We start from the raw sequence: 26,565 nt of genomic DNA, 5'->3' as shown, positions 1-26,565 counted from the left end.
GATCCCTAGCGGTACTTCAGACGCACCCCATCCTGCCCCTGCACCTCGCGCAGGGCGACCAGCAGCTCATCGGTGGGCTGCACGCGCCACTGCTCGGCCAGCTCCAGCCAGCCCGATGCCCTGGCGTTGCGATAGCGCAGGCGTACCGGCAGCCCCTTGTCATCACAGTATGGCGTCAGGCTATCGCGCAGGCTGTCGATCAGGCGGCCATTGACGCCGGCGGCATCCAGCGACAGCTCGACGGCCTGGCCATAGCGGGTTCGCGCATCGACCATGGGCGTGATGTCCTTGCCACGCAGGCGCAGGCCACCCGAATAGTCATCGGTCGACACCTCGCCTTCGACGATCAGCACCTGGTCGGTATCGATGCGCCCGCGCAGCGCATCGAAGAGGTCGCCGAACAATGACGCCTCGATGCGGCCGGTGCGGTCGTCCAGGGTCACGAAGGCCATGGTGTCGCCCCGCTTGGACTTCATGGTACGCACGCCGACGACCAACCCGGCGACCCGCTGCGGCTCGCGGGACGGTTTGAGATCGACGATGCGCGTGGAAACGAAACGCGCCAGCTCCTGCTCGTACTCATCGATGGGGTGGCCGGTGAGGTAGAGACCCAGGGTGTCCTTCTCCCCCGCGAGACGCTGCTTGTCCGTCCACTCGCGCACCCGACGGTAGTCCGCGTAGACGTCGGCGTCAGCGTCATCGGGGGCCTCGCTGAAGGCGTCACCGAACATGTCCATCATGCCGATGTTCTGGTTGGCCTGGTTCTGGGCGGCGGCCTTGAGCGCATCGTCCAGCGACGCCGTCAGCACGGCACGACTGGGCCCCAGGTTGTCGAGGGCGCCGGCCCGAATCAGCGCCTCGAGCGTGCGCTTGTTCATGCGCTGCGGGTCGGTGCGCCGGCAGAAGTCGAACAGGTCGCGGAACTCGCCCTCGGCGTCGCGGGCCTCGACGATGGCGCCGATGGGCCCTTCGCCGACCCCGCGGATGGCACCCAGGCCATAGATTACCCGCCCTTCGACGTCGACGGTGAACTTGTAGCCGCCCACATTGACATCCGGCGGCGTCACGGTGAGCCCCAGGTGACGACACTCCTCGATCAGCGGCACCACCTTGTCGAGGTTGTCCATCTCGGTGGACAGCACCGCCGCCATGAAGGGACCGGGATAGTGCGCCTTGAGCCAGGCCGTCTGGTACGACACCAGGGCATAGGCCGCCGAGTGCGACTTGTTGAAGCCGTAGCCGGCAAACTTTTCCACCAGGTCGAAGATATTGCCCGCCAGGTCGGCATCCAGGCCATTGGCCTCGCAGCCTTCCATGAAACCGGCACGCTGCTTGGCCATCTCCTCGGGCTTCTTCTTGCCCATGGCACGCCGCAGCATGTCGGCCTGGCCGAGGCTGTAACCGGCCATGACCTGGGCAATCTGCATCACCTGCTCCTGATAGAGGATGATGCCGTAGGTCGGCCCGAGCACCGGCTTGAGCAGGTCGTGCTGGTAATCGGGGTGCGGATAGGCGACCTCGGCCCGACCATGCTTGCGGTTGATGAAGTCGTCGACCATGCCCGACTGCAGCGGGCCGGGACGGAACAACGCCACCAGGGCGATCATGTCTTCCAGGGAGTCGGGCAGCAGGCGCTTGATCAGTTCCTTCATGCCACGCGATTCGAGCTGGAAGACGGCCGTGGTCTCGGCCTTCTTGAGCATGTCGAAGGTGGGCACGTCATCCAGCGGGATGGTGTCGATGTCCAGTGCGCCCTCGCCGCGCGCGGCACGCACCTTGTCGACCATCTCCAGGGCCCAGTCGATGATGGTCAGGGTGCGCAGGCCCAGGAAGTCGAACTTGACCAGGCCGGCGTCCTCGATGTCGTTCTTGTCGTACTGGACGCGCAGGCCGCTGCCATCGTCATCGCAGATCAGCGGCGAGAAGTCGGTCAGCTTGGTCGGCGCGATGACCACCCCGCCGGCGTGCTTGCCGGTACCGCGGGTGATGCCCTCCAGCTTGAGGGCCATGTCCCAGATTTCCTGGGCATCGTCATCGGCTTCCAGGAAGTCCTTGAGCTGTGGCTCATCCTCGATCGCCTTGCCCAGTGTCATGCCGACCTCGAAGGGGATCAGCTTGGACAGCTTGTCGCCCAGCGAATAGGGCTTGCCCTGCGCCCGCGCCACGTCGCGCACCACGGCCTTGGCGGCCATGGTGCCGAAGGTGACGATCTGCGAGACGGCATTGCGCCCATAGCGCTCCGCGACATAATCGATGACCCGGTCGCGCTTCTCCATGCAGAAGTCGACATCGAAGTCGGGCATGGAGACACGCTCCGGGTTGAGGAAACGCTCGAACAGCAGGTCATACTGCAGCGGATCGAGGTCGGTGATCTTCTGGGCATAGGCCACCAGTGAGCCGGCGCCCGAGCCGCGTCCGGGGCCGACCGGGACATCGTTGTCCTTGGCCCACTGGATGAAGTCCATGACGATCAGGAAGTAGCCGGGAAAGCCCATCTGCAGAATGATGTTGAGCTCGAAGTCGAGGCGCTCGCGGTAGCGGGCGTCGATTTCGGCATACTCGGCCCCCTCGCGCGGGTAGCGCGCCGCCGGGTAGAGGAAGTCCAGGCGCTCGGTCAGGCCATCATGCGAGACCTTGCGGAAGAACTCCTCCTGGGTCATGCCCTCGGGAATGCTGTACTCGGGCAGGAATATCTCGCCGAGACGCACCTCCACGTTGCAGCGTGCCGCGATCAGCGCGCTGTTCTCCAGTGCCTCGGGGATGTCCGAGAACAGCTCGGCCATTTCCGCCGGGCTCTTGAGGTACTGTTCCTCGCTGTAGCGACGCTCGCGGCGCGGGTCGTCCAGCGGCTTGCCTTCGCCGATGGAGACGCGCGTCTCGTGGGCCCAGAAGTCCTCGCGCTCGAGGAAGCGTACATCATTGGTCGCCACCACCGGCGTCCGGGTCTCGATGGCCAGCTCCACCGAGCGGTGCACGCAGTCTTCCTCCAGGGCCCGCCCGGTCCGCGTCAGCTCCAGGTAGTAGCGGCCCGGGAAGGCGGCGTTCCACTCATCCAGCAGGGCGCGCGCCTCGCCGTGATGGTCCGACAGCAGGTGGCGGCCGACATCCCCCTCGCGCCCGCCGGAGAGCGCGATCAGTCCCTCGCTCTGCTCCATCACCCAGGCACGCTGCAGGACGGCCCGCCCCTGGCGCTGACCATCGACCCAGCCGCGCGAGATCAGCTCGGTGAGGTTGCGGTAGCCGATATCGCTCATCGCCAGCAGTGTCAGGCGATAGGGATGGTCCGCGTCATGCGGGTTGGCCAGCCACAGGTCACTGCCGATGATCGGCTTGAGGCCCGCGCTCTGCGCCCCGGTGTAATACTTGACCAGGGCAAAGAGGTTGGCCTCGTCGGTCAGGGCGATGGCCGGCGTGCCCTGATCCACGGTCGTCTTGATCAAGGGCTTGAGACGCACCAGGCCATCGACGAGAGAGAATTCACTGTGAACGCGCAGATGAACGAAGGGTGTGGTCATGGTGAACTCGGGGTTTGTCGTTGCATAATGGGGACTTGTGACCGCATGGATGTGAGTTGGCACCGGGCAACCTACCCAATTCACGCTCATCCGGCGACGGACCTCCCGGGAGGCGCTGTAAATACTTCCCTGTACGCTACCGATTCCTTACTTGGAATCGGACCTCCCGAGCGGCCCGCCCCCGGCGCTCCTCACCATCATGCCTGGTGTAAACTGACCTAGAATAGCGCCAGCTGGCGTTTTACCGGTCCGAAGGAGCGCCGATGCTCGGGCAGTGGTCCGAGACGCTCCAGGGCAGACAGATGCTCGCGGGTCGGATAGCCCTTGTGGCGCGCGAAGCCATAGTCGGGATGCCGGGCATCGAGCTCGAGCATGGCGGCATCGCGGGCCACCTTGGCGAGTATCGAGGCGGCGGCAATGGCCGGATGACGGGCGTCGCCCTTGACCACGGCCTGCCCCGGCACATGATGCCCGGGCAGACGATTACCGTCCACCAGCAGATATTCGGCGGCCGGGCTCAGGGCATCGATGGCACGCCGCATGGCCAGGTGCGTGGCATGGTAGATGTTCAGGCCGTCAACTTCCTCGGCCGAGGCCTCGGCCAGCGTCCATGCCAGCGCCTGCTCGCGGACACGGGCCGACAGGGCCTCCCGCCGCCGAGCGGTCAGCTGCTTGGAGTCGGTCAGGCCGTCGATGGAGCACGCCGGGTCGAGGATGACCGCCGCCGCTACCACGGAACCGACCAGCGGCCCTCGCCCGACCTCATCGACGCCGGCCAGCCGGTCTCCCTGATAGTCGATCTCCAGCGGCGGCCGTGCAGGCTCGCTCATGACGACCCTCCCTCGCCATGGGGGGCGTCGAGCCGCTCCGGAGAGACCGACGCGGGCAATGCCCGCCCCTCGACCAGCGCCTCGACGGCATCACTGGCGCGTCGGCTGGCATCGCGACACAGGGCCTGGTGCATGGCGGCGAAACGCGCCTCCAGCGCTGCCCGCGCCTCGCCGTCATCGAGCAGCCCGGCCAGACTCCCGGCGATGGCCTCGGCATTCGCGGCATCCTGGATCAGTTCCGGCACCAGGCTGTCACGTGCAATCAGGTTGGGCAGGGAGATCCACTCGGTCTTGACCAGATACCGGGCCAGAAAGTGGGTCATCGGCGCCATCCGATAGGCTACCAGCATGGCGCGATGACAGAGCATGGCCTCCAGCGCCGCCGTCCCCGAGGTGAGCAGCACCAGGTCGCTGGCCACCATGGCCTCGCGAGAACAACCGTCGACCAGGGTCACCCGCCCGCGCAGGCCGTCGCGCTCGGCCAGCAGGGCCTCCAGCTCCTCGCGTCGCTGCGGGGTCGCGGCGGGAATCACCAGGGTCAGGTCGGCACGTTCGGCACACAGGCGCTCGGCCGCCTCCAGGAAGGTCGCCCCGAGAAAGCGTACTTCACTGGCGCGGGAGCCGGGCAGAATCGCCAGCAGCTTGCCTTCCGGCGCCAGGCCCAGCGTCTCGCGTGCCGCCGCTCGATCATTGACCAGCGGCAGTTCATCCGCCAGCGGATGCCCGACATAGGCCACCGGCACACGGTGGTGGACATAGAAGGCCGCCTCGAAGGGCAGAAAGGTCAGCATGGCATCCACGGCTCGGGCGATACCCTTGACCCGCCCCTGGCGCCAGGCCCAGACGGAGGGGCTGACATAGTGGGCGGTGGTCACGCCGGCCTCGCGCAGCTGACGCTCGAGCCCCAGATTGAAGTCCGGCGCATCGATGCCGATCATGATGTCCGGCTGCCAGGCCAGGGCATCGCGGCGCAGGGCGCGCCGCACGCGGATCAGGCGCGGCAGGTGCTTGAGCACCTCGACCAGCCCCATGACCGACAGCGTCTCCAGCGGAAAGCGGCTGTCGACGCCCTCGGCAATCATGCGCGGGCCACCGATGCCGCGGAATTCCGCCCCGGGATGGCGTGACTTGAGCTCGCGGATCAATCCGGCACCGAGAATGTCGCCGGAGAGTTCGCCGGCGACCACATAGATGCGTTGGATGCCCATGGCATACCTCGCTCAGCGAATGATGCCCCGGGAAGATACCTCGATGGAGGCCGCGAAGGTCTCGGTCTCCGGCAGGGAATAGCGTTCGCGGATCGTGGCCAGTGCCTGCTCGACGGTCAACCCCTGGCGATACACCAGACGGTAGGCATCGCCCAGCGCCTTGAGCGAGGAATTGCTGAAACCGCGGCGGCGCATGCCCACCAGATTGAGGCCATGCACCTGGGCGGGATTGCCGTTGATCATGACATAGGCCGGCGTGTCCTTGGTGATGATCGAGCCGCCACCGGCCATGGCATGCTCACCGAAATGGCAGAACTGATGCACCGCCGAGAGCCCCCCGAGGATCGAGAAGTCACCCAGGGTCACGTGTCCCGCCAGGGTCACCTGGTTGGCCAGGATGCAGTCATCGCCGATCACGCAGTCGTGGCCGACATGGGCGTAGGCCATGAACAGATTGCGCGAGCCGATGGTGGTTTCGCCCCGATCCTGAGCGGTACCGCGGTGCAGGGTGACTCCCTCGCGCACGACGTTGTCGTCGCCCATGACCAGGCGTGTCGGCTCACCGGCGTATTTCTTGTCCTGGCAGTCCTCGCCCACCGAGGCGAACTGAAAGACTCGGGTTCGTTCGCCGAGAACCGTCGGCCCCTTGACCACCACATGGGGACCGATGCGTGAGCCGGCGCCGATCTCGACATCCGGGCCGATCACCGAGAAGGGACCGACCTCGACGTCATCGGCCAGGCGAGCTCCGGGGTCGACAATGGCGTTGGGATGAATCAAGCAACTTTCCTCTCGGCACAGATGATCTCGGCCTCGCAGGCCACATCGCCGTCCACGCTGGCCTTGCAGTCAAACTTCCAGATGCCCCGCTTGCCGCGGATCACCACGGCTTCCAGGCGCAGTTGATCGCCGGGCATCACCGGACGCTTGAAGCGGACATTGTCACTGCCCACCAGATAGTAGACATATCCATCCGCCGGAAGTTTATTGACGGTCTTGAAACCCAGGATACCGCATGCCTGCGCCAGGGCTTCGATGACCAGCACGCCGGGCATGATGGGGTGATGCGGGAAGTGACCATTGAAGAACGGCTCGTTGACGCTCACATTCTTGTAGGCAACGATGGATTCGCCGACCGTCAGTTCCATGACCCTGTCGACCAGCAGGAAGGGATACCGGTGGGGCAGGTATTCGCGAATGTCGTTGATGTCCATTTCCATCGTAGCAACCTCTGAGATGACAAAAGCCCGCCCCACGCGACGGGCACATCCACCGATCCGACAGCGGTGGGCGGGCCGGAATTATACCGACCCGCAGCAAGGCCTCAAGCACCCCGACCGGCTTTTTCGAGACGACTCAAACGACGCGCGATATCGTCGAGCTGCTTGAAGCGCACGGCATTGCGTCGCCACTGGGCGTTGTCCATGGCGCCCGTCCCCGAGGAATAGATGCCCGGTTCGAGAATCGAGTTGGTCACCAGGCTCATGCCGGTGACCTGGACCCCGTCACAGATCGTCAGATGTCCGGAAAGCCCGACGCCGCCTCCCAGCATGCAGTGCCTGCCGACCCGAGTCGAGCCGGCAATGCCGACACAGCCGGCCAGCGCGCTGTGTTCGCCGATCTGCACGTTGTGGGCGATCTGCACCTGGCTGTCGATCTTGACGTCATTGCCGATCAGAGTGTCGCCCAGCGCTCCCCGGTCGATGCTGGAGCAGCTGCCGACCTCGACATCATCACCCAGCACGACCCCGCCCAGTTGAGCGATCTTGTGCCAGCCGCTGCCGTCATGGGCGAAACCGAAACCATCCCCGCCGATCACGCAACCGCTGTGCAGCACGGCACGGTCACCGATGATGATGCCGTGATAGAGGGTCACATTGGCATGCAACCGGCTGTGGGCACCGACCCGCGTGTCGGCGCCGATCACGCAGCCGGCGCCGACGACGACCCCATCGCCCAGGGTCACGCCGGACTCGATGACGGCCTGCGGGCCGACACTGACGCCTGCCCCCAGCCGGACATCCGCGGCGACCACGGCCGACGGGTGCACACCGGCCGGGTCGCGGTTGGCCAGCGGATCGAAGAGGCGCGACAGCTCGGCATACCCCAGGTAGGGGTTTTCCAGGGTCAGGCAGGGCGTGGGACAACTCGCGGCGTGGCTGGGGTGCAGGAGCACCGCCGCGGCTCGGGTATCCATCAGATCCTTGAGGTAGGCGCGGTTGGCGAGGAAGGTAATATGCTCGGGGCCGGCATCACGCAGGGTAGCCAGGCCACTCACTCGCTGCGCGCCATCGCCCCGGAGCTCGGCTCCCAGGCGCGTGGCGATCTCGGTGAGTGTCAGAGAGTGGGCATCTTGATTCATGGAGTTCCGGGACTGGTCGACGGGGCTCGGTCAATTGAGCGAATTGAGAATCGAGGTCACCTCACCGGTCAGGTTGGGGAGATCACCTTCAGCATGCACCACGCCCTGTGGTGCCACCAGGACCTGAACATCGTGACGCTCGATCACCTGCTGCACGGCCTGGTCCAGTTTCGGTTTGGCATCTTCCAGAAACGCTTGTTCCGCCTGCTGGCGTGCCTCGAGAATATCACGACGCAGCTGCTCGAAACGCTGCCGCTTGGTCTGGAACTCCTGTTGCTCGGCCTGAGTGGGCTGACCACCCTCCTGGAAACGCTGCTGCATGGCCTGAAGGGATTGGCCCAGGGATTCCGCCTCCTGCTGCTTGGCATGAGTGCTGTTGCGGAACTGATTCATGGAGCGTTGGGCGACCTGAGTATCCAGCAATGCCTTCTGCCAATTCAGTAAGGCGACATCGGCCGCTTGCGCAGGGGCGCTGATCGCCCCTACCAATCCCACCATCAACGCGACTGTCCACTTGCGCATCAAGACAACTCCTTTGTCATGTGACGGGGTCAGAAGCTCTGACCCAGCGAGAACTGGAAGAACTGGGTGTCGTCGTCGCTCTTGTCATTGATCGGCCGCGCCACGCTGAAGGTCAGGGGACCGACCGGTGTCAGCCACGACACACCAACGCCGGCACTGTAGCGCAGATTGCCCAGATCGACACCGGAGTTGCACTGCGAACGCCCTTCGTCCTGCTCGAGTACCGGATAGCATTCGGTCAGGAAGGTATTGCCCGCATCGATGAACACCGAGGGCTGGACGGAGCGTTTGTCCTCGACGAAAGGCATGGGAAAGATCACTTCTGCCGACCCCTCGACCAGGACGTTGCCGCCGAGCGTGCGGTCCTCCCCGAATTCGCGCGGCGTCGTGGGCATACCCAGGGTGTTGGTGGTGAAACCACGCACCGAGCCCAGACCGCCCGAGAGGAAGTTCTCGTAGAACGGATAGGGGGCATCGCCGCCCAGGGTATTGGCATACCCCACCTCTCCGCGGAACTTGAGCGACCAGGTCTCTTCCTCATTGAGCGGGAAGAAGTGGCGGGCCTGGGCCCGGGCCTTGTAGTACTCCACATCGCTGCCGGGCGCCGACGCCTCCAGCGACAGGCGCTGGTAGTTGCCCGCCGTGGGCATGATGCCTCGGTTGAGCTCGTTGCGCGTCCAGCTGGAGCTCAACTGCAGGGTCTGGGCATGATCGCCCTGATCCTGTACATAGCGCTCGATCTCGGAAGGCGTGTCGCGATACGTCTTGACCGTGAGATCCTCGACGGTGGCACCGAAGTTGAGCCGCGTCAGCTCGTTGATCGGATAGCCGAAGTTGATGCCGGCACCCAGCGCGTCCGTCGAATAGGTCGAGATGTCCGAATCTTCATAGTCGGTCTTGCGATAATACAGGTTATAGCCCCGCGAGATGCCATCCAGGGTCCAGTATGGATCGGTGAAACCGAAGTTGACATCCGTGTAGGTATCGCTCTTCTGGGCGCCGATATTGACGCGATTGCCGGTGCCCAGGAAGTTGTTCTGCGACAGCGAAGCGCCATAGATCACGCCAGCACTCTGCGAGAAGCCAAGACTGGCGGAAATCGAGCCGGAAGGCTGCTCCTCGACGGTATAAGTCACGTCCAGCTGGTCGCTGACTCCGGGGACCGGTTCGGTCTGCACTTCGACCTGCTTGAAGAAGCCCAGACGCTGCAGGCGCTGACGCGACTGACTGATCGATTCGGTGGAAGCCGGGGCCCCTTCCATCTGGATCATCTCGCGGCGCAGGACCTCGTCCTGAGTCGTGGTGTTACCGACGAACTCAATGCGCCGCACATAGGCGCGACGGCCCGGCTCGACCTGGAAGGTCAGGTCCACCGTTTCGCCATCGCTGCCGGTCTGCGGAATACCGTTGACTTTGGCGAAGGCGAAGCCCTCGGCCCCCAGGCGCGAACGAATGGCCTCGGAAGAAGCAATGACGTCACTGCGCGAGAAGACCTCGCCACTCTGCATCTCGAGCAGCCCGCGGGCCTCCTCTTCGGAGATGCGCAGATCACCGTCGAAGCGGATGTCGCCGACCTTGTAGCGTTCCCCCTCGGTGACATTGATGGTCACGAAGATCCGCGATTCCTCTGGCGCCACCGACACCTGAGTGGAGTCGATGGCGAAATTCACATAGCCACGATCCATGTAATAGGAACGCAGCCGCTCCAGGTCCCCGGACAGCGCCTCGCGCGAGTAGGAGTCGTTGGTAAACCAGCCAAAGAACCAGCCGGGGCGATCCTCCAGCTCGAACACATCCTTCAGGGTCTCGTCATCGAAGGCTTCATTGCCGACGATATTGATTTGGCGAATCTTGGTGACTTCGCCCTCATCGATATTGATGTTGACCGCCACCTGACCGGCGCCGACCTGTTCGACCTCGGCATCGATGGTCGCGTTATAACGCCCCTGGGACTGATACAGGCCAGAGAGCTCGCGCTGAATCTCCTCGAGGGTGGAGAGTTGCAGCACCTGCCCTTCGACCAGGCCCGCCCGGCTGAGACCGTTACGCAGGTCCTGATCCGTGATCTGCTCGTTGCCCTCGATATTGAGGCGGGTGATGGTCGGGCGCTCTTCCACCTGGATGATCAACTCATCACCCTCGCGGGCGAGATGGATATCGTCGAACAGGCCTGTGGCAAACAGCTCGCGCGCTGCCTCCGCCAGCTCTCGGTCATCCACCTGCTCCTGAACACTGACAGGAAATGCATTGAACACCGAGGCGGCCGAGACCCGCTGCAGGCCTTCCACCCGGATGTCGGAAACTTTGAAGGAGTCAGCCTGTGCCGTATTGGCACCGGCAAGCAGCAGCGCCGCCATTCCGATGGTCTTGATCTTCATGCAGTCATTCGCTCGCGTTGATCTGCCTACCTGTCCAGACAGGCACCTTATACATTTGTACGGGCAACTGACAAGCCGCAGCGCGGTTTTACCAGAGCCGCATCAGGTCGAAATACAGCGCCATCAACATCAGGGTACCGACCAGAGCCACACCGATGCGCAGGCCGAAAGCCTGAGCACGCTCGGATACCGGTCGTCCGCGCACCACCTCGACGACGTAATAAAGTAGATGCCCACCATCGAGTACCGGGATGGGCAAAAGATTGAGCACCCCCAGGCTGATCGACAGGTAGGCCAGGAAGCTGACGAAGCTTTCCAGTCCGGAGCGCGCGGAGTCACCGGCAATCTGCGCAATGGTAATCGGGCCGGACAGATTCGAGGGCGAAATCAGTCCCATCAGCATCTTGCGGATCGCATCCAGGGTCAGCAGCGTCATGTCGCCGGTACGTTGGGCCGCCTGGCCGAGGGCCACCAGCGGGCCATAACGAATATCGCGCAGATACTCCTCGGGCCAGGACACCGACGCCACCCCGGCGCCAATGTAGCCGACGCTGCCGCCATCGGCCTGTTCGCGGTCTCGCGGCGTGATGGCAAGGCTCAAGGTCTCGCCATTGCGCTCGACCTCGACCTCCAGCGTCTCGCCGGGGCTCGCCTGCACTCGCTCGACGAAAGCGCTCCACGTATCGACGGCCTGCCCGCCCACTGCCAGCACTCGGTCGCCACTCTGCAGCCCGGCAGCCGCCGCGGGCTCACCCTCGGCGAGACGGTCGATTACCGGCGGCACCGAGGGCCGCCATGGACTGACCCCCAGGGTCTGCAGGGGACGCGGCGGATCCTGGCGGACCATGAAGTCCTGTACCGGCAGCTGGTAGGACCGCGGCACACTGCTGGCCTCGGCACGCGCCGCGACCTCCAGCACCCCGGAGGCCCCGATGCGCGACACCAGCTCCAGATTGACGTCTTCCCAGGAACGCACCGCCTGGCCTTCGATGGCGGTAATTTCCTGACCGCTGCGCAAGCCGCCCTGGGCGGCGGGCGAGTCGGGCGCCACCTCGCCGACCACGGGGGCCACGGCCGTGGTACCGGCCACGAAGAGCGCCCAGTAGGCGACCAGCGCCAACAGGAAGTTGGCCACCGGCCCGGCGGCCACGATGGCAATCCGCTGCCAGACCGTCTTGTGATTGAAGGCCAGGTGCTGCTCGTCGGCCGGCACCGGCCCTTCGCGCTCGTCGAGCATCTTGACGTAGCCACCCAGCGGAATCGCCGCCACGGCAAACTCGGTGCCATGGCGATCGAAGCGCGACCAGAGGGGCTTGCCGAAGCCGACCGAGAAGCGCAGCACCTTGACGCCACAGCGGCGCGCGACCCAGAAATGGCCGAACTCGTGGAAGGTGATCAACAGGCCCAGGACCACGATCACCGCCAGCACATTCTGGATCAACCCCATGGCAGCCTCCTGAGTGAATGATTCGACCTGTTCAAGACTCACCAAGCCATTGCCTGGCATCGCGTCGTGCTCGTTCATCGGCGGCCAGGATGCCCTCGAGCTCGGCCGCCGGGTCGACCCGGCAGCTGGTGAGGACACACTCGACCAGCTCGCCGATGCCGTTGAAACTCAACCGGCCATCGAGAAACGCCTCGACGGCGACTTCGTTGGCGGCATTGAGCACCGCCGGTGCCGTTCCTCCGCTGGCAATCGCCTCGCGGGCCAGTCGCAGACAGGGGAAGGCCGTATCATCCGGCGGCTCGAAATCGAAGCGCGCCACCTCGAACAGGTTCAGCGCTTCGACCCCCGAGGCGATCCGCTCGGGCCAGGCCAGGCCATGGGCGATCGGCGTGCGCATGTCGGGGTTGCCGAGTTGCGCTATCACCGATCCATCATTGTAGGCCGCCATGGAGTGGATCACGCTCTGGGGGTGCACGACCACCTGAATCTGGTCGGGCCGCGCATCGAACAACCAGCAGGCCTCGATCAACTCGAGCCCTTTGTTCATCAGGGTGGCACTGTCCACCGAAATCTTGCGCCCCATCGACCAGTTGGGATGGGCGCAGGCCTGCTCAGGGGTCACCGCCGCCAGCCGCTCGGCACTCCAGCCCCGAAAGGGGCCGCCCGAGGCGGTCAGCAGCAGTTGAGTCACGCCATGCTGCTCCAGACCACCACGATGCTCGGGGGGTAGACACTGGAAGATGGCATTATGTTCAGAATCGATCGGCAGCAGAGTCGCCCCGGAGCGCGTCACGGCCTCCATGAAGAGACCGCCGGACATCACCAGGGCTTCCTTGTTGGCCAGCAGCACGCGCTTGCCGGCCTCCACGGCGGCCAGGGTCGGCAACAGCCCGGCGGCGCCCACGATGGCCGCCATGACCACATCGACCTCCGGCGCCTCGGCGATCTCGACCAGGGCATCGCGTCCCGTGCGTACTTCGGTGTCCAGGCCGGCCTCGGCCAGGCGGGCGCGCAGCCAGCGCGCATCTTCCTCGCGCTCGAGTACCGCCAGACGTGGCTGATGCTCGCGACATCGGACCAGCAGCTCTTCCCGCGAGCGGTGCGCCGACAGGGCATGCACACGATAGCGCTCGGGGTGGCGTGCGATCACATCCAGGGTACTGGTACCGATCGAGCCGGTGGCGCCGAGGACCGTGACGGCCACCGGCGAGTTGCCTCCACCCTGGGCGGTGGTCTCGAACCTGACATCAGCGGACGCAGCCTGGACCACCATTGCTTACCACCCCCCTGGGTACAGCAGGGCAAACAACGGCACGGCGGCCGTCAGGCTGTCGATGCGATCGAGAATGCCTCCATGTCCCGGCAGCAACTGGCTGGAGTCCTTGAGGCCCCGAAAGCGCTTGAGCATGCTTTCCAGCAGGTCACCCAGCACGGACGCCAGGGTAACGATAACGGTCACCGCCAGCAGGCCGAGGCCGGCGCCGAGGCTCAACGACTGCCAGCTGGCAAAGGCGACGGCCAGCAGCGAACTGACCAGCACACCACCTGCCACGCCTTCCCAGGATTTGCCCGGGCTGACACTCGGCGCCAGCTTGCGACGCCCGAGCGCGCGCCCCACGAAGTAGGCGCCGATATCCGCGCCCCAGACCAGCAGCAGCACGAAGAGCAGCCAGGCCGCGCCGGCCTCGCGCAGCACGTTGAAGCCGACCCAGGTGGGTACCAGCACCCAGGCCCCCATGGCGAGGCGCACCCAGAGCGGCCGCCATTGCGCGACCCGTTCGGGATAGCCGGTGACCCAGTAGAGGTTGGCCAGCCAGCCGACGCCACCGAACAGCAGCAACCAGGAGGCTCGGTCGGCATCCAACCATCCCAGCAGCAGCAGGGCCGCGCCGAGGCCGAGCACGCAGCCGCCCCGCTGCCGGGTGCTGTCCAAACCGGCCAGGCGGCTCCATTCCCAGCCCGCCAACAGCAGCACCAGAGCGGTGAAAACGGCAAAGGGCGTACCCTCCAGTCCGAACAACCCGATCAGGCTCAAGGGCGCCAGCCAGACGGCGGTGATGACACGTTGTTTAAGCACCCTGCGCCTCGGCCTGCTCATCGGTCATGCCGAATCGGCGCTGCCGGCCGGCGAAATCCGCCAGGGCATCATCGAATGCCTCGGCACCGAAATCCGGCCACAATACCGGGGTGAAGTAGAGTTCCGCGTAAGCCATCTGCCACAGCAGGAAATTGGAGATGCGGCGTTCGCCACTGGTGCGAATGCACAGATCCACCGGAGGTTCATGGCCCAGGCAGAGCTCGTCCTCCATGGCCTGCTCGTCGATTTCTTCCGCTTCGAGCTCGCCGGCCGCCACGCGCTGACCGAGGCGCCGGGCCGCACGCGTAATGTCCCAACGCCCGCCGTAATTGGCCGCCACCACCAGATGAAGCCCGCCATTGTCGGCGGTCAACTCCTCCGCCGAGGCGATGTGTTTCTGGATGGTCGACGAGAACCCCTCCCGGTCACCAATCACCGAGAGTTTGATGTCATTATCGTGAAGTTTCTTGACCTCACGCTTCAGCGCCATCAGAAAGAGTTCCATCAGTGCCTGGATCTCGGCCGCCGGCCGGCGCCAGTTTTCGCTGGAGAAGGCAAACAGTGTCAGGGTACCGACGCCTCTCTCGGCGGCGCGCCGGATGACCGCGCGTACCGCTTCGACACCGGCATGATGACCACGCACGCCAGACATCCCGTGCGACCTGGCCCAGCGGTTGTTGCCGTCCATGATGATGGCGACATGGCGAGGAATGGAGGCATCCCCGGTTGGCGGGGACTGGAGGGACTGCGTTGACGTCATGGTGTCTCGCATGGCGAATGGAACACGGGCTGGGTGAGTCGACGGCGCTATCCTGAACGCCGCCGGATGCTCAGACCTGCATCAGGTCGTGCTCCTTGCTTTCCAGCGCCTTGTCGATCTCGCCGACGATCTTGTCGGTCAGCTTCTGGATGTCGTCCTCGCCCTGACGCTCATCGTCTTCGGTGATGTCCTTGCTCTTGAGCAGCGCCTTGATCTCGTGATTGGCATCACGACGCACATTGCGCACGGCGACACGGGTATTCTCGGCTTCCTGACGCGCCTGCTTGATATAGCCCTTGCGCGTTTCCTCGGTCAGCATCGGCATCGGCACGCGAATCACGTTGCCGGCGCTGGCGGGATTGAGGCCCAGTTCCGCGGTCATGATGGCCTTTTCCACCTTGGGCACCATGCTCTGTTCCCATGGCACCACCGTCAGGGTCCGAGCGTCCTCGACATTCACCGAGGCCACCTGGTTGATGGGCATCTGGGCGCCATAGTACTCCACCATCACCGCATCCAGGATACTCGGGTGAGCTCGGCCGGTGCGGATCTTCTTGAAGTTGTTCTGAAGAGACTCGAAGCTCTTCTGCATGCGGGTTTCCGCATCTTTCTTGATGTCGTCAATCACGATTTCACCCTCTGTCAATCAGCGTGCCTTCCCGACCGCCTACCACCAGATTCAGCAGCGCACCGGGCTTGTTCATGTTGAACACGCGAACCGGCATGTCATGGTCCCGCACCAGGCAGATAGCGGTCAAATCCATGACGCCGAGCTTCTGATCCAGCGCATCATCGTAGCTCAACTGCTCATACTTGACGGCATCCGGGTCATGTACCGGGTCCTTGTCGTAGACCCCGTCCACCTTGGTGGCCTTGACCACCACATCGGCATCGATCTCGATACCACGCAGGCAGGCCGCGGAATCGGTGGTGAAGAAGGGGTTGCCGGTTCCCGCCGAGAAGAGCACCACGTCGCCGGAGGTCAGGTAGCGGATCGCCGTGCGACGGTCATAGTGTTCGACCACCCCGCTCATGGGAATCGCCGACATCACGCGTGAGCGGATATTGGAACGTTCCAGGGCATCGCGCATGGCCAGGGCATTCATGACGGTAGCCAACATGCCCATGTGGTCGCCGGTCACACGCTCCATGCCGGCCTCGTGGAGAGCGGAGCCGCGAAACAGGTTGCCACCACCGACCACGATACCGACCTGCACGCCGATACCGACCAGTTGGCCGATCTCCAGCGCCATGCGATCCAGCACCTGCGGATCGATACCGAAATCGGCATCGCCGGTCAGGGCCTCACCGGACAGCTTGAGCAGGATACGCTTGTACTTGGAGACAGCGGCGCGGGACTTGTCGGTCTTGGTGGCAGAGGTTTGCTCGGCACTGCTCATGCGTGGATCTCCCGGAACTCGTCGAATGGACGTGGTGGCCGGATCAACCGACCGGATACGCGAAGGCGTGCGTCAATGCGCACGCCAACGTCATGCTGGAACCTCAGACCTCAGCTGCGCTTGGCCTGTTCCATCACTTCCTGGGCAAAATCGACTTCTTCCTTCTCGATGCCCTCGCCGACCTCGAAGCGGGTAAAGCCGAGGACCTCACCACCGGCCGCCTTGACGTATTCCGCCACGGTCTGGTTCGGGTCCTTGACGAAGGCCTGCTCGACCAGGCTGTTCTCGGCCAGATACTTCTTGAGGCGCCCCTGGACCATCTTCTCGGCGATCTGCTCGGGCTTGCCGGCCATGTCCGGCTGCGCCATGATGATCGCCTTTTCCGCGTCCAGCTTGTCCTGAGGCATGTTCTCGGGCAGTGCCACGGCCGGGTTGAGCGCGGCGGCATGCATGGCCACGTCACGAGCGGCTTCTGCTGTACCACCGTTGAGCACCGTCAGCACGCCGATGCGGCTGCTGTGCACATAGGCGCCGACCAGGCTACCGCCCTGGTTGGCGGCCTCGACGACCACGCAACGACGCACGCTGATGTTCTCGCCGATCTTTTGTACCAGAAGCTCGCGATCACCTTCGAGATCACCTTCCATGATGGCCGCCACGTCTTCGCTCTTGGCGGTGAAGAAGGCATCGGTAACCTTGTTGGCAAAGGCGACGAAGTTGTCGTCACGCGCCACGAAGTCGGTTTCGGAGTTGATCTCGACCATCACGCCGTAGCTGCCGTCGTCCGCCACGCGGGTGACGATGGCGCCTTCGGCGGCGGTGCGACCGGCCTTCTTGGCGGCCTTGAGACCGGAGTTCTTGCGCAGGTTTTCGATGGCGGTTTCGATGTCGCCACCGGCTTCCGTGAGTGCCTTCTTGCACTCCATCATGCCGAGCCCTGTACGCTCGCGCAGTTCCTTGACCTGAGAGGCGCTGATAGCTGCCATGGTAGTGTCCTCTGAATGGTTCGACCTGGAAGATGGGGACCGGGCGGGCCCGGCGACTCCCGTTCACGTCCCGGGGCGCAAGCAAGGGGGCCGCAGCCCCCTTGCGCCGTCACGGTGACGGATCGCCGACAAGCGGCGCGATATTCACGACCCTGCCGGGGTCACGCTCACTCGGCAGCGGCGGCGTCGCCAGCGCTTTCCTCGGTGACCTCGACAAACTCGTCGGGACGACCTTCCTTCGCACGGGCGCAGGCATTGGCGATGGCCTGGACGTAGATCTGAATGGCGCGGATGGAGTCATCGTTGCCCGGGATCACGTAGTCGACGCCGTCCGGATCGGAGTTGGTATCCACCACGCCGATGACCGGAATGCCCAGCTTGTTCGCCTCGTTGATGGCGATCCGCTCGTGGTCGACATCGACGACGAACAGCGCATCGGGCAGACCGCCCATGTCCTTGATACCACCGATGGAGCGCTCGAGCTTGTCCTGCTCGCGAGTCACCATCAGCACTTCCTTCTTGGTCAGCTTCTCGAAAGTGCCGTCCTCGTGCATGGTCTCGAGTTCGCGCAGGCGCTTGATCGACTGACGAATCGTCTTGAAGTTGGTCAGCATGCCGCCCAACCAGCGATGGTTGACGAACGACTGGCCGACGCGATTGGCTTCTTCCTTGACGATCTTGCTGGCGCTGCGCTTGGTGCCCACGAACAGAATCTTGTTGTTCGCGGCCGCCATCTTCTCGACCACATCGATCGCCTCGTTCAGGGCCGGAAGCGTATGTTCGAGGTTGATGATGTGAATCTTGTTACGTGCGCCGAAGATGTACTTGCCCATCTTCGGGTTCCAGTAACGGGTCTGGTGACCGAAGTGAGCGCCTGCCTTCAGCAGGTCACGCATATTGACGTGTGCCATGGATGACTCCTGAAAAATCGGGTTAGGCCTCCACGCACCCCATGGATCCGACCGTCGGTCGCGCCGACAGCACCCGGGACCATGTGCCGGTACGTGTGTGTTTTCAAGGCGTTGTGCATGAATTTACGCTTGCCCACCGACGGAATTGTTCGACACCTTGGGGACGAACGGGATCGGCGATTGCAGGAAAGCGCGCAGCTTTATACCATGGATTGACTCCGAGATGAAGTCGCCCGACGCCTCCGCTTCAGGATGGTGCCTCGTCGGCGGCCACGCCACCCCTGAATTCGAGCTGCCATGAACGTCCCCATCAAGACCCCCGACGAAATCGAAAAGATGCGCGAAGCCGGCCGCCAGGCCGCCAGCGTGCTGGAAATGATCACCCCCCACGTCAAGGCCGGCGTCAGCACCGGCGAGCTGGATCAGCGCTGCTACGATCATATCGTCAAGGAACTGGGCTCCACCCCTGCCCCGCTGAATTACCACGGCTTCCCCAAGTCGATCTGCACCTCGATCAACCATGTGGTCTGCCACGGCATCCCGGACAACGCCAAGAAGCTCAAGAACGGCGACATCATGAACATCGACATCACGGTCAAGACCGCGGATGGCTATCATGGTGACTCCAGCATGATGTTCATCGTCGGCCAGACCATCCAGGGCGAGCGCCTGTGCCGCGTCACCCAGGAATGCCTGTACCAGAGCATCCAGGCGGTCCGCCCGGGCGCCCGGCTTTCCGACCTGGCTCGCCCCATTCAGCAACACGCCGAGGCCAACGGCTATACCGTGGTGCGCGACTTCTGCGGCCACGGCATCGGCGCCGGCTTCCATGAGGAGCCGCAGATCCTGCACTACGATGGCTACTCGCCCGAGGCCGACATCAGCCTGGCGGAAGGCATGTGCTTCACCATCGAACCGATGATCAATATCGGCGACTATCGCACCCGGGTGCTGCGCGATGGCTGGACCGCCGTGACCAAGGACAAGGGGCTGACCGCCCAGTGGGAGCACACCCTGCTGGTGACCGCAACGGGCGTGGAGGTGCTGACGGCTCGCAGCGACGAAGACCTCTCTTTCCTCGAACGCTGAGCCGGCTCATCATGCTGCTCCATCATTACCGTTTCGAGCCCGACGAGACGCTGTTCGACATCGACAAGTTTCATGCCGAACTCAGCGGCAGTCGCTCGCCCATCGCGCCGTTCAAGGCCGCGCTGGGCGAGATTCAGACACGGCTCGACGAACGCTTCCGCGCCGGCGCCGATATCCGTGACCTGGTGCACGGGCGGGCGCGCTGCCTGGATCGCCTGCTGGCCATCGCCTGGGAGCAGCATGACTGGCCCGACGACGGCATTGCCCTGCTCGCCGTCGGCGGCTACGGGCGCGGCGAGCTGCATCCCCACTCGGACATCGACCTGCTGCTGTTGCTCGAGCAGGACGATGACTCGGCCTACCGCGAGGCCCTGTCGGCCTTCATCACCTTCCTCTGGGACATCGGCCTGGAGATCGGCCACAGCGTGCGCTCGCTCAACGACTGCTCGCACGAGGCGGCGGCCGATGTCACGGTGATCACCAACCTGATCGAGTCGCGCACCCTGGCCGGCCCCGAGCGCCTGCGCGAGGCCATGCAGGCGCGTCTGTCACCGCAGCAGCTGTGGCCTGCCGACCACTTCTTCGAGGCCAAGCGGCAGGAGCAGATCAGCCGTCACTACCGTTTCAACAACAGCGAGTACCACCTGGAGCCCAACATCAAGAGCTCCCCGGGCGGGCTGCGCGATATCCAGATGATCGGCTGGGTGGCCAAGCGTCACTTCGCCACCCAGCGCTACGAGGACCTGGTCGCCCACGGCTTCATGAACGATGCCGAGCTGCACATCCTCAGCCAGGGCCAGGCCTTTCTGTGGCAGGTGCGCTATGCCCTGCACATGCTCACCGGGCGCGCCGAGGACCGCCTGCTGTTCGACCACCAGCGCACCATCGCCACCATGTTCGGCTATCACGACACCCCCGAACGCCTGGCCGTCGAACAGTTCATGAAGCGCTACTACCGACACGTCACGGCCCTGGGCGGCCTCAACGATATGCTGCTGCAGCACTTCGACGAAGCCATCCTGCACCGCGGCACCGCCGTCGCCACCCGGCCGCTCAACGAACGCTTCGAGATCAAGGGCGACTACATCCAGGCACGCTCGCGCAGCCTCTTTCAGGAACACCCCTCGGCCCTGCTCGAACTCTTCCTGCTGATGGCCGAACACCCCGAGATCGAGGGCGTGCGCGCCGATACCATCCGCCTGATCCGCGACCATCGCCACTTGATCGATGATCGCTACCGCGCCGACCCGCATCATCAGCGCCTGTTCATGGCACTGCTGCGCTCGGGCGGCAACGTGGCCCGCCAGCTGCGGCGCATGAACCGCTATGGCGTGCTCGGCAAGTACCTGCCGGTGTTCGGCAAGGCGGTCGGCCTGATGCAGCACGACCTCTTCCATATCTATACCGTCGATGCCCACACCCTGCGCCTGCTCAAGTGCATCCACGGCTTCCGCAAGGCCAGCGCCCGCGAGAGCTTCCCGGTGGCGGTCGAGCTCGTCAGACAGCTGCCGCGCCTCGACCTGCTGTGGATCGCCGGGCTCTTCCACGACATCGGCAAGGGACGCGGCGGCGACCATTCGCTGATCGGCGCCGCCGACGTCGAGGCCTTCGCCCGCGAGCATGATCTCCCCGAGCGCGATACCCGCCTGGTCAGCTGGCTGGTCGAACACCACCTGCTGATGTCCATGGTGGCGCAGAAACGGGACATCGCCGATCCCGAGGTGATCAGCGAGTTCGCCCGGGAGGTCGGCGACGAGACACGCCTCGATTACCTCTATGTGCTGACCGTGGCCGATATCAACGCCACCAATCCGACGCTGTGGAACGGCTGGCGGGCCACCCTGCTGCGCCAGCTGCATGGCGAGACCCGACGCGCCCTGCGCCGCGGCCTGGAAAACCCCATGGAGCGCAACGACTCGATTCGCGAGACCCGGGACGAGGCCCACTCCCTGCTGGCCACGGTGGGCACCGACATGACGCGCGTCGACCGCCTCTGGGCGTCGCTCGGCGAGGATTACTTCCTGCAGTACGCGCCCAGCGAAATCGCCTGGCAGACCCAGGGCATCCTCGGGCATGACGGCAGTGCGCTGCCACTCATCCTGCTCAGCGCGCCGACGGCCGACATGGCCGAGGGCGGCACCAAGGTCTTCATTCATACCCGTTCGGTGGATGACCTCTTCGCCGCCACTTCCGCGGCCATGGAACAGCTCGGCCTGTCGATTCACGACGCGCGCATCGCCACCTCCAGCAACAACTGGACGCTCAACACCTTCATCGTCCTCGATGACCATGGCGACGCCATCCGCGATAGCGGGCGACTCGAGGAAATCCGTCGCCACCTGGTCGAGGAGCTCGACGACCCCGACGACTACCCGCAGATCGTCTCGCGCCATACTCCCCGGCAGCTCAAGCACTTCCGGGTCGCCACCGAGGTCGAGATCCGCCAGGACCCGGCCAATGACCGCACCCTGCTCGAGCTCACGGCACCGGACCGCCCCGGCCTGCTGGCCCGGGTCGGCCGCATCTTCATGGAGCAGGACATTGCCCTGTCGGCCGCCAAGATCGCCACCCTGGGCGAGCGGGTCGAGGACGTCTTCTTCATCACCGACAAGGCCGGTCACCCGATCAGGGACGCCGAACGCCTGCGACGTCTCCGTGAGCGACTCATCGAGACCCTGGATGTCAGTGGCTGAGCGGCGCGTTTGAGGCCCCTGCGGGCCTTCCCTATAATCGGCGTCCTGCCTGCAACAACAACACGACGCCGATCCCGGCCGGACTGGACACTCATGAACCCTGATCTCGACGCGCTCCAACCCTATCCGTTCGAGCGACTCGCGGCCCTCAAGGCGGACCTCACGCCCCCCGAGTCGCTGGCCCATATCCCGCTGACCATCGGCGAGCCTCGCCATGCGCCCTATGCCGGCGCCCTGGAGGCACTGAACGAAACCTCCCGGGAAATGGCGCGCTATCCGGCCATTGCCGGGCTGCCCGAACTGCGTCAGGCCATCGCCGACTGGGCCGTGCGCCGCTTCGCGCTTGACGGCCTGGATGTCGAGCGCCAGGTGCTGCCGGTCAACGGCACCCGCGAGGCCATCTTCGCCTTCGTCCAGTGCGCCCTGGACCGCACCCGTCCCGCCGGAGTGGCGGTACCCAATCCCTTCTATCAGATCTACGAGGGCGCCACCCTGCTGGCCGGCGGCAGCACCCTGACCCTGGATTGCCGTGCCGACAACGACTTCCGCCCCGACCTGGAAGCGATTTCCGCCGACACCTGGCGCGACGTGCAGATCGTCTTTGTCTGCTCGCCGGGCAATCCCACCGGCGCCGTCACCCCCCTGGAAGACCTTGAGCGGCTGATCCGGCTGGCCGACGAACACGACTTCATCGTGGCCGCCGACGAATGCTACTCGGAGCTCTACCTGGACGAGAACACGCCGCCGCCCGGGTTGTTGCAGGCCTGCGCGCGGCTGGGCCGGCATGACTATCGGCGCTGCCTGGTCTTTCATTCGCTGTCCAAGCGCTCCAACCTGCCGGGCCTGCGTTCCGGCTTCGTGGCGGGCGACGCCGAGCTGATCGGCGCCTTCCGCCGCTATCGCACCTATCACGGCTGCGCCATGTCGCTGCCACTGCAGCACGCCTCCATCGCCGCCTGGCGCGACGAGGACCATGTCCGCGCCAACCGCGACGCCTATCGCGAGAAGTTCGCCGCGGTCACCGAGATTCTGGCCCCGGTGATGGACTTCCCCACCCCGCAGGCCAGCTTCTACCTGTGGCCCGCGGTGCCGGGTGGCGATGACGAAGCCTTCGCCCGCGACCTCTATCGCCTTGAAAACGTCAGCGTGCTGCCCGGCAGCTACATGGGCCGCCGGGGTTCCCGGGGCGACAACCCCGGCGCCGGCCGGATACGGCTGGCGCTGGTCGATGACCTGGCAGCCACCCGGGAAGCCGCCCAGCGCATGCGTCGCCTCATCGAAGCCACCGTCAGCCGGGAGACCACACCATGATGACGCTGATGCTGATTCACAACTGCGATACCTGTCGTCGCGCCCGCAAGGAACTGGAAAGCAAGGGCATCCCCTTCCAGACCCATGACCTGCGCAAGGACGGCCTGTCCGCCGCCCTGCTCGAGCACATCCTCGAGCATGTGCCGGTCATGACACTGCTCAACAAGCGCAGCACCACCTGGCGCCAGCTGGACGACGCCGACAAGGCCGACCTGGACTCCAACCAGGCTCGCGAGCTGATGCTGGCTCACCCGACCCTGGTCAAGCGCCCGCTGCTGGACACCGGAGATACCGTCATCGTCGGCTTCAAGGACGGCGACTACGACACTTTATGAGGCGCCCCGCGCCCCTGAACTCAAGAGGATTCACTCATGCTCAGCTTCGCACTCGGCATCGGCACCCAGAACACCCAGGGTGACTGGCTCGAAGTCTACTACCCGGCCCCCCTGCTGAATCCCGATCAGAGCCTGATCGACGCAGCCGCCGAGGCACTGGACGCGCCTGCCGGCACCGCCGCCGTCAGCTTCCTGCCGGAACACTGCAGCGCACTCGCCGAGGCCCTCCGGTCCGCCGGCCAGGAAGCCCAGGCCGAACTGGCCGATGCCCTGTCGGCCAGCCAGCGCCCGCTGGTCGCGACCTTCATCGACCAGGATGCCCCGCCCCAGAGTGCTCCCGAGGTCTACCTCAAGCTGCACCTGCTGTCGCATCGCCTGGTCAAGCCGCACGGCACCGACCTGACCGGCATGTTCGGCCTGCTGCGCAACATCGCCTGGACCAACGAGGGCGCCATCGATGTCGAGGAGCTACCGTCGCGCCGCCTCAAGGCCCGCCTGGAAGGCCGCCAGCTGTCGGTGGACTGTGTCGACAAGTTCCCCAAGATGACCGACTACGTGGTGCCGGCCGGCGTGCGCATCGGCGACACCGCCCGCGTGCGCCTGGGCGCCTACCTGGGCGAAGGCAGCACCGTGATGCACGAGGGCTTCGTCAACTTCAATGCCGGCGCCGAAGGCCCGGGCATGATCGAAGGACGCATCTCGGCCGGCGTGGTGATCGGCAAGGGCTCGGACCTCGGCGGCGGCTGCTCGACCATGGGCACCCTCTCCGGCGGCGGCAACATCATCATCAGAGTCGGCGAAGGCTGCCTGATCGGCGCCAATGCCGGCATCGGCATCCCGCTGGGCGATCGCTGCACCGTGGAGGCCGGGCTATACATCACGGCCGGCGCCAAGGTCACTCTGCTCGATGACGAAGGCCAGGAAGTGCGTCGCGTGGCAGCCCGCGAGCTGGCCGGCCAGGACGACCTGCTGCTGCGCCGCAACTCCCTGAACGGCCGCATCGAGTGCCTGACCAACAAGAGCGCCATCGCCCTCAACGAAGCCCTACACGCCCACAACTGAGTCGTGTCCGGGCGCCGCGGCGCCCGGGACGACCCGCCGGAAGCCCGAATGTCCTCATCCGAGACCTCTCCCAGCCTGTCCCCCACCCTCGAGCTCGCCATGGAGCTCATGCAACGCCCCTCGGTCACCCCCGACGACCAGGGCTGCCAGGCGCTGATGATCGAGCGCCTGTCGCGACTCGGCTTCGATATCGAGCCGCTGCCCTTCGGCGATGTCGAGAACTTCTGGGCCGTGCATGGCCATCACGGCCCGGTGCTGGCCTTCGCCGGCCATACCGATGTGGTTCCCAGCGGCCCCGAAGCCCACTGGGAGTATCCGCCCTTCGAACCGCGCATCGATGACCAGGGCATGCTCTGCGGACGCGGCGCGGCCGACATGAAGGGCAGCCTGGCCGCCATGCTGACCGCCGTGGAACGCTTCGTCACCGCGCACCCCGACCACTCGGGGCGTATCGCCTTTCTGGTCACCTCCGACGAGGAAGGGCCGGCCGTGGACGGCACGCGCGCCGTCGTCGAGCACCTGCGCGAAGCCCATGAACGGCTCGACTACTGCATCGTCGGCGAACCCTCGTCCACGCACCATCTCGGCGACACCATCAAGAACGGCCGTCGCGGCTCACTGGGCGGCGTGCTCCATGTGCATGGCATTCAGGGGCATGTGGCCTACCCGCATCTGGCCCGCAACCCCATTCACCAGATCGCCCCGGCACTCGACGCCCTGGTCCGCGAGCACTGGGACGCCGGCAACGACTTCTTCCCCGCGACCAGCTTCCAGGTCTCCAACCTGCGCGCCGGCACCGGGGCCACCAACGTGATTCCCGGTGAAGTGCAGGCCACCTTCAATTTCCGCTACTCCACGCAGGTCACCCACCAGGCCCTGCGTGAACGCACCGAGGCCATCCTCGCCGCACACGGGCTGGATTTTCACGTCGACTGGACGCTGAACGGTGAGCCCTTCCTGACCGCCGAAGGCGAGCTGGTGGACGCCACCCTGGCCAGCGTCGAGGACGTCATGTCGCGTCGCCCCACGCTCTCCACCTCCGGCGGCACCTCGGACGGCCGCTTTATCGCCAGTCTCGGCAGCCAGGTTGTCGAACTGGGACCGCGCAATGACACCATCCACAAGGTCGACGAACGCATCCGCGCCGCCGACCTGGATGACCTGAGCCGTATCTACGAGGCCGTGCTCGAGCGGCTGTTCACTCACGATGCCCAGCAGGCCTGAGTCGGAGACTGTCATGCAAGCGTATCCCGATATCGAGATATACCTCGCCCACCTCGACCTCGAGCGGCTCAACGCCTGGCTGGCGGAGGCCCTCGACACCCCGCCGCTGGCCAACGCCGGCAAGAACCGCTGGCGCGCCACCGCGCAGCGTGACGGCCATGACATCAACATCCTGGTGATCGCCAAGGCCGCCGACGGCTTCGCCAGTCTGTGGTTCGACAGCGCCCATACCCCCTGGACGACGGACAGCGACTGCGCCCACGAAGCCGCACGGCAACTCGACTGCGAGGTAAGATGTTCGCTGGGCGGCTGGCAACCCGGCGACGAACCGGACCAGTTCCTGCAGGTCATGCCCGACGCTCAGGAAAAGACCATCGAATGGCCGGATTCGGGGCAGTAGGGAAGAAGGAAGAAGGAAGAAGGAAGAAGGAAGAAGGAAGAAGGAAGGCAGCATG

Annotated in this window: 23 protein-coding genes; 7 read left to right on the top strand and 16 right to left on the bottom strand. The window is 65.0% G+C overall.

All coding sequences use genetic code 11. The annotated features are described in order from the left end of the window. Positions 1–5 precede the first annotated feature (5 nt). The 16 genes from dnaE to rpsB form a co-directional block, all read right to left on the bottom strand. Positions 6–3,515: a DNA polymerase III subunit alpha gene (gene dnaE / locus HHA01_RS00115; RefSeq protein WP_141317068.1), complete on the bottom strand. Its 3,510-nt coding sequence runs from the start codon at positions 3,513–3,515 to the stop codon at positions 6–8. A 218-nt stretch (positions 3,516–3,733) separates the two neighbouring features. Then, positions 3,734–4,345, bottom strand: coding sequence for a ribonuclease HII (gene rnhB / locus HHA01_RS00110; protein WP_141317067.1), 612 nt, complete (start codon positions 4,343–4,345; stop codon positions 3,734–3,736). Then, entirely contained in the window at positions 4,342–5,553 is a 1,212-nt protein-coding gene (gene lpxB, locus HHA01_RS00105) for a lipid-A-disaccharide synthase (RefSeq protein WP_141317066.1), read from the bottom strand. The genes rnhB and lpxB overlap by 4 nt, the downstream gene beginning before the upstream one ends. Positions 5,554–5,565: 12 nt before the next feature. Next, positions 5,566–6,333 carry an acyl-ACP--UDP-N-acetylglucosamine O-acyltransferase gene (gene lpxA, locus HHA01_RS00100; protein WP_141317065.1) on the bottom strand — a complete coding sequence of 256 codons (768 nt, stop codon included), beginning with the start codon at positions 6,331–6,333 and terminating at the stop codon, positions 5,566–5,568. Continuing rightward, positions 6,330–6,773, bottom strand: a complete 444-nt coding sequence (gene fabZ, locus HHA01_RS00095; protein ID WP_141317064.1) for a 3-hydroxyacyl-ACP dehydratase FabZ — start codon at positions 6,771–6,773, stop codon at positions 6,330–6,332. Before fabZ ends, lpxA begins: the two co-directional genes overlap by 4 nt. 104 nt (positions 6,774–6,877) lie before the next feature. Beyond that, entirely contained in the window at positions 6,878–7,915 is a 1,038-nt protein-coding gene (gene lpxD, locus HHA01_RS00090) for a UDP-3-O-(3-hydroxymyristoyl)glucosamine N-acyltransferase (RefSeq protein WP_141317063.1), read from the bottom strand. 30 nt (positions 7,916–7,945) lie between these two features. Then, positions 7,946–8,437 carry an OmpH/Skp family outer membrane protein gene (locus HHA01_RS00085; RefSeq protein ID WP_141317062.1) on the bottom strand — a complete coding sequence of 164 codons (492 nt, stop codon included), beginning with the start codon at positions 8,435–8,437 and terminating at the stop codon, positions 7,946–7,948. Positions 8,438–8,466: 29 nt separating this feature from the next. Further along, positions 8,467–10,815, bottom strand: coding sequence for an outer membrane protein assembly factor BamA (gene bamA, locus HHA01_RS00080; RefSeq protein WP_373862919.1), 2,349 nt, complete (start codon positions 10,813–10,815; stop codon positions 8,467–8,469). A gap of 88 nt (positions 10,816–10,903) precedes the next feature. Beyond that, positions 10,904–12,262, bottom strand: a complete 1,359-nt coding sequence (gene rseP, locus HHA01_RS00075; RefSeq protein ID WP_141317061.1) for a sigma E protease regulator RseP — start codon at positions 12,260–12,262, stop codon at positions 10,904–10,906. Between the two features lie 31 nt (positions 12,263–12,293). Next, complete coding sequence (ispC, locus tag HHA01_RS00070; protein ID WP_141317060.1) at positions 12,294–13,535, bottom strand: 1-deoxy-D-xylulose-5-phosphate reductoisomerase; 1,242 nt, start codon at positions 13,533–13,535, stop codon at positions 12,294–12,296. Positions 13,536–13,538: 3 nt separating this feature from the next. After that, on the bottom strand, positions 13,539–14,339 hold the full coding sequence (locus tag HHA01_RS00065; RefSeq protein WP_141317059.1) for a phosphatidate cytidylyltransferase: 801 nt from the start codon (positions 14,337–14,339) through the stop codon (positions 13,539–13,541). Then, the gene (gene uppS, locus HHA01_RS00060; RefSeq protein ID WP_246053760.1) at positions 14,332–15,099 is read right to left on the bottom strand and encodes a polyprenyl diphosphate synthase; all 768 of its coding nucleotides are present in this window, start codon (positions 15,097–15,099) and stop codon (positions 14,332–14,334) included. The genes HHA01_RS00065 and uppS overlap by 8 nt, the downstream gene beginning before the upstream one ends. 70 nt (positions 15,100–15,169) lie before the next feature. Then, positions 15,170–15,727 carry a ribosome recycling factor gene (gene frr / locus HHA01_RS00055; protein ID WP_141317057.1) on the bottom strand — a complete coding sequence of 186 codons (558 nt, stop codon included), beginning with the start codon at positions 15,725–15,727 and terminating at the stop codon, positions 15,170–15,172. Between the two features lie 4 nt (positions 15,728–15,731). After that, on the bottom strand, positions 15,732–16,499 hold the full coding sequence (pyrH, locus tag HHA01_RS00050) for a UMP kinase (RefSeq protein ID WP_141317056.1): 768 nt from the start codon (positions 16,497–16,499) through the stop codon (positions 15,732–15,734). A 110-nt stretch (positions 16,500–16,609) separates the two neighbouring features. Next, positions 16,610–17,485, bottom strand: a complete 876-nt coding sequence (gene tsf, locus HHA01_RS00045) for a translation elongation factor Ts (RefSeq protein WP_141317055.1) — start codon at positions 17,483–17,485, stop codon at positions 16,610–16,612. Between the two features lie 167 nt (positions 17,486–17,652). Then, entirely contained in the window at positions 17,653–18,396 is a 744-nt protein-coding gene (gene rpsB / locus HHA01_RS00040) for a 30S ribosomal protein S2 (protein ID WP_141317054.1), read from the bottom strand. Between the two features lie 297 nt (positions 18,397–18,693). Between rpsB and map the strand changes: the two genes are divergently transcribed. The 7 genes from map (at position 18,694) to HHA01_RS00005 (ending at position 26,510) form a co-directional block, all read left to right on the top strand. Continuing rightward, positions 18,694–19,485 carry a type I methionyl aminopeptidase gene (gene map, locus HHA01_RS00035; RefSeq protein WP_141317053.1) on the top strand — a complete coding sequence of 264 codons (792 nt, stop codon included), beginning with the start codon at positions 18,694–18,696 and terminating at the stop codon, positions 19,483–19,485. An 11-nt stretch (positions 19,486–19,496) separates the two neighbouring features. Further along, positions 19,497–22,178, top strand: a complete 2,682-nt coding sequence (locus tag HHA01_RS00030; protein ID WP_141317052.1) for a [protein-PII] uridylyltransferase — start codon at positions 19,497–19,499, stop codon at positions 22,176–22,178. A 93-nt stretch (positions 22,179–22,271) separates the two neighbouring features. Then, positions 22,272–23,489: a succinyldiaminopimelate transaminase gene (dapC, locus tag HHA01_RS00025; RefSeq protein ID WP_141317051.1), complete on the top strand. Its 1,218-nt coding sequence runs from the start codon at positions 22,272–22,274 to the stop codon at positions 23,487–23,489. Beyond that, a complete protein-coding gene (locus tag HHA01_RS00020; protein WP_141317050.1) occupies positions 23,486–23,824 on the top strand; it encodes a Spx/MgsR family RNA polymerase-binding regulatory protein in 339 nt (112 codons plus the stop codon). Before dapC ends, HHA01_RS00020 begins: the two co-directional genes overlap by 4 nt. 36 nt (positions 23,825–23,860) lie before the next feature. Next, entirely contained in the window at positions 23,861–24,886 is a 1,026-nt protein-coding gene (dapD, locus tag HHA01_RS00015) for a 2,3,4,5-tetrahydropyridine-2,6-dicarboxylate N-succinyltransferase (RefSeq protein WP_141317049.1), read from the top strand. Positions 24,887–24,934: 48 nt separating this feature from the next. After that, the gene (dapE, locus tag HHA01_RS00010) at positions 24,935–26,110 is read left to right on the top strand and encodes a succinyl-diaminopimelate desuccinylase (RefSeq protein WP_141317048.1); all 1,176 of its coding nucleotides are present in this window, start codon (positions 24,935–24,937) and stop codon (positions 26,108–26,110) included. A gap of 13 nt (positions 26,111–26,123) precedes the next feature. Next, a complete protein-coding gene (locus HHA01_RS00005; protein WP_174787697.1) occupies positions 26,124–26,510 on the top strand; it encodes a hypothetical protein in 387 nt (128 codons plus the stop codon). The last annotated feature ends 55 nt before the right edge of the window (positions 26,511–26,565 follow it).

The sequence above is a fragment of the Halomonas halmophila genome (assembly GCF_006540005.1).
In the GTDB taxonomy this organism is placed as follows: domain Bacteria; phylum Pseudomonadota; class Gammaproteobacteria; order Pseudomonadales; family Halomonadaceae; genus Halomonas; species Halomonas halmophila.
This window is presented reverse-complemented; position numbering and strand designations above follow the sequence as displayed.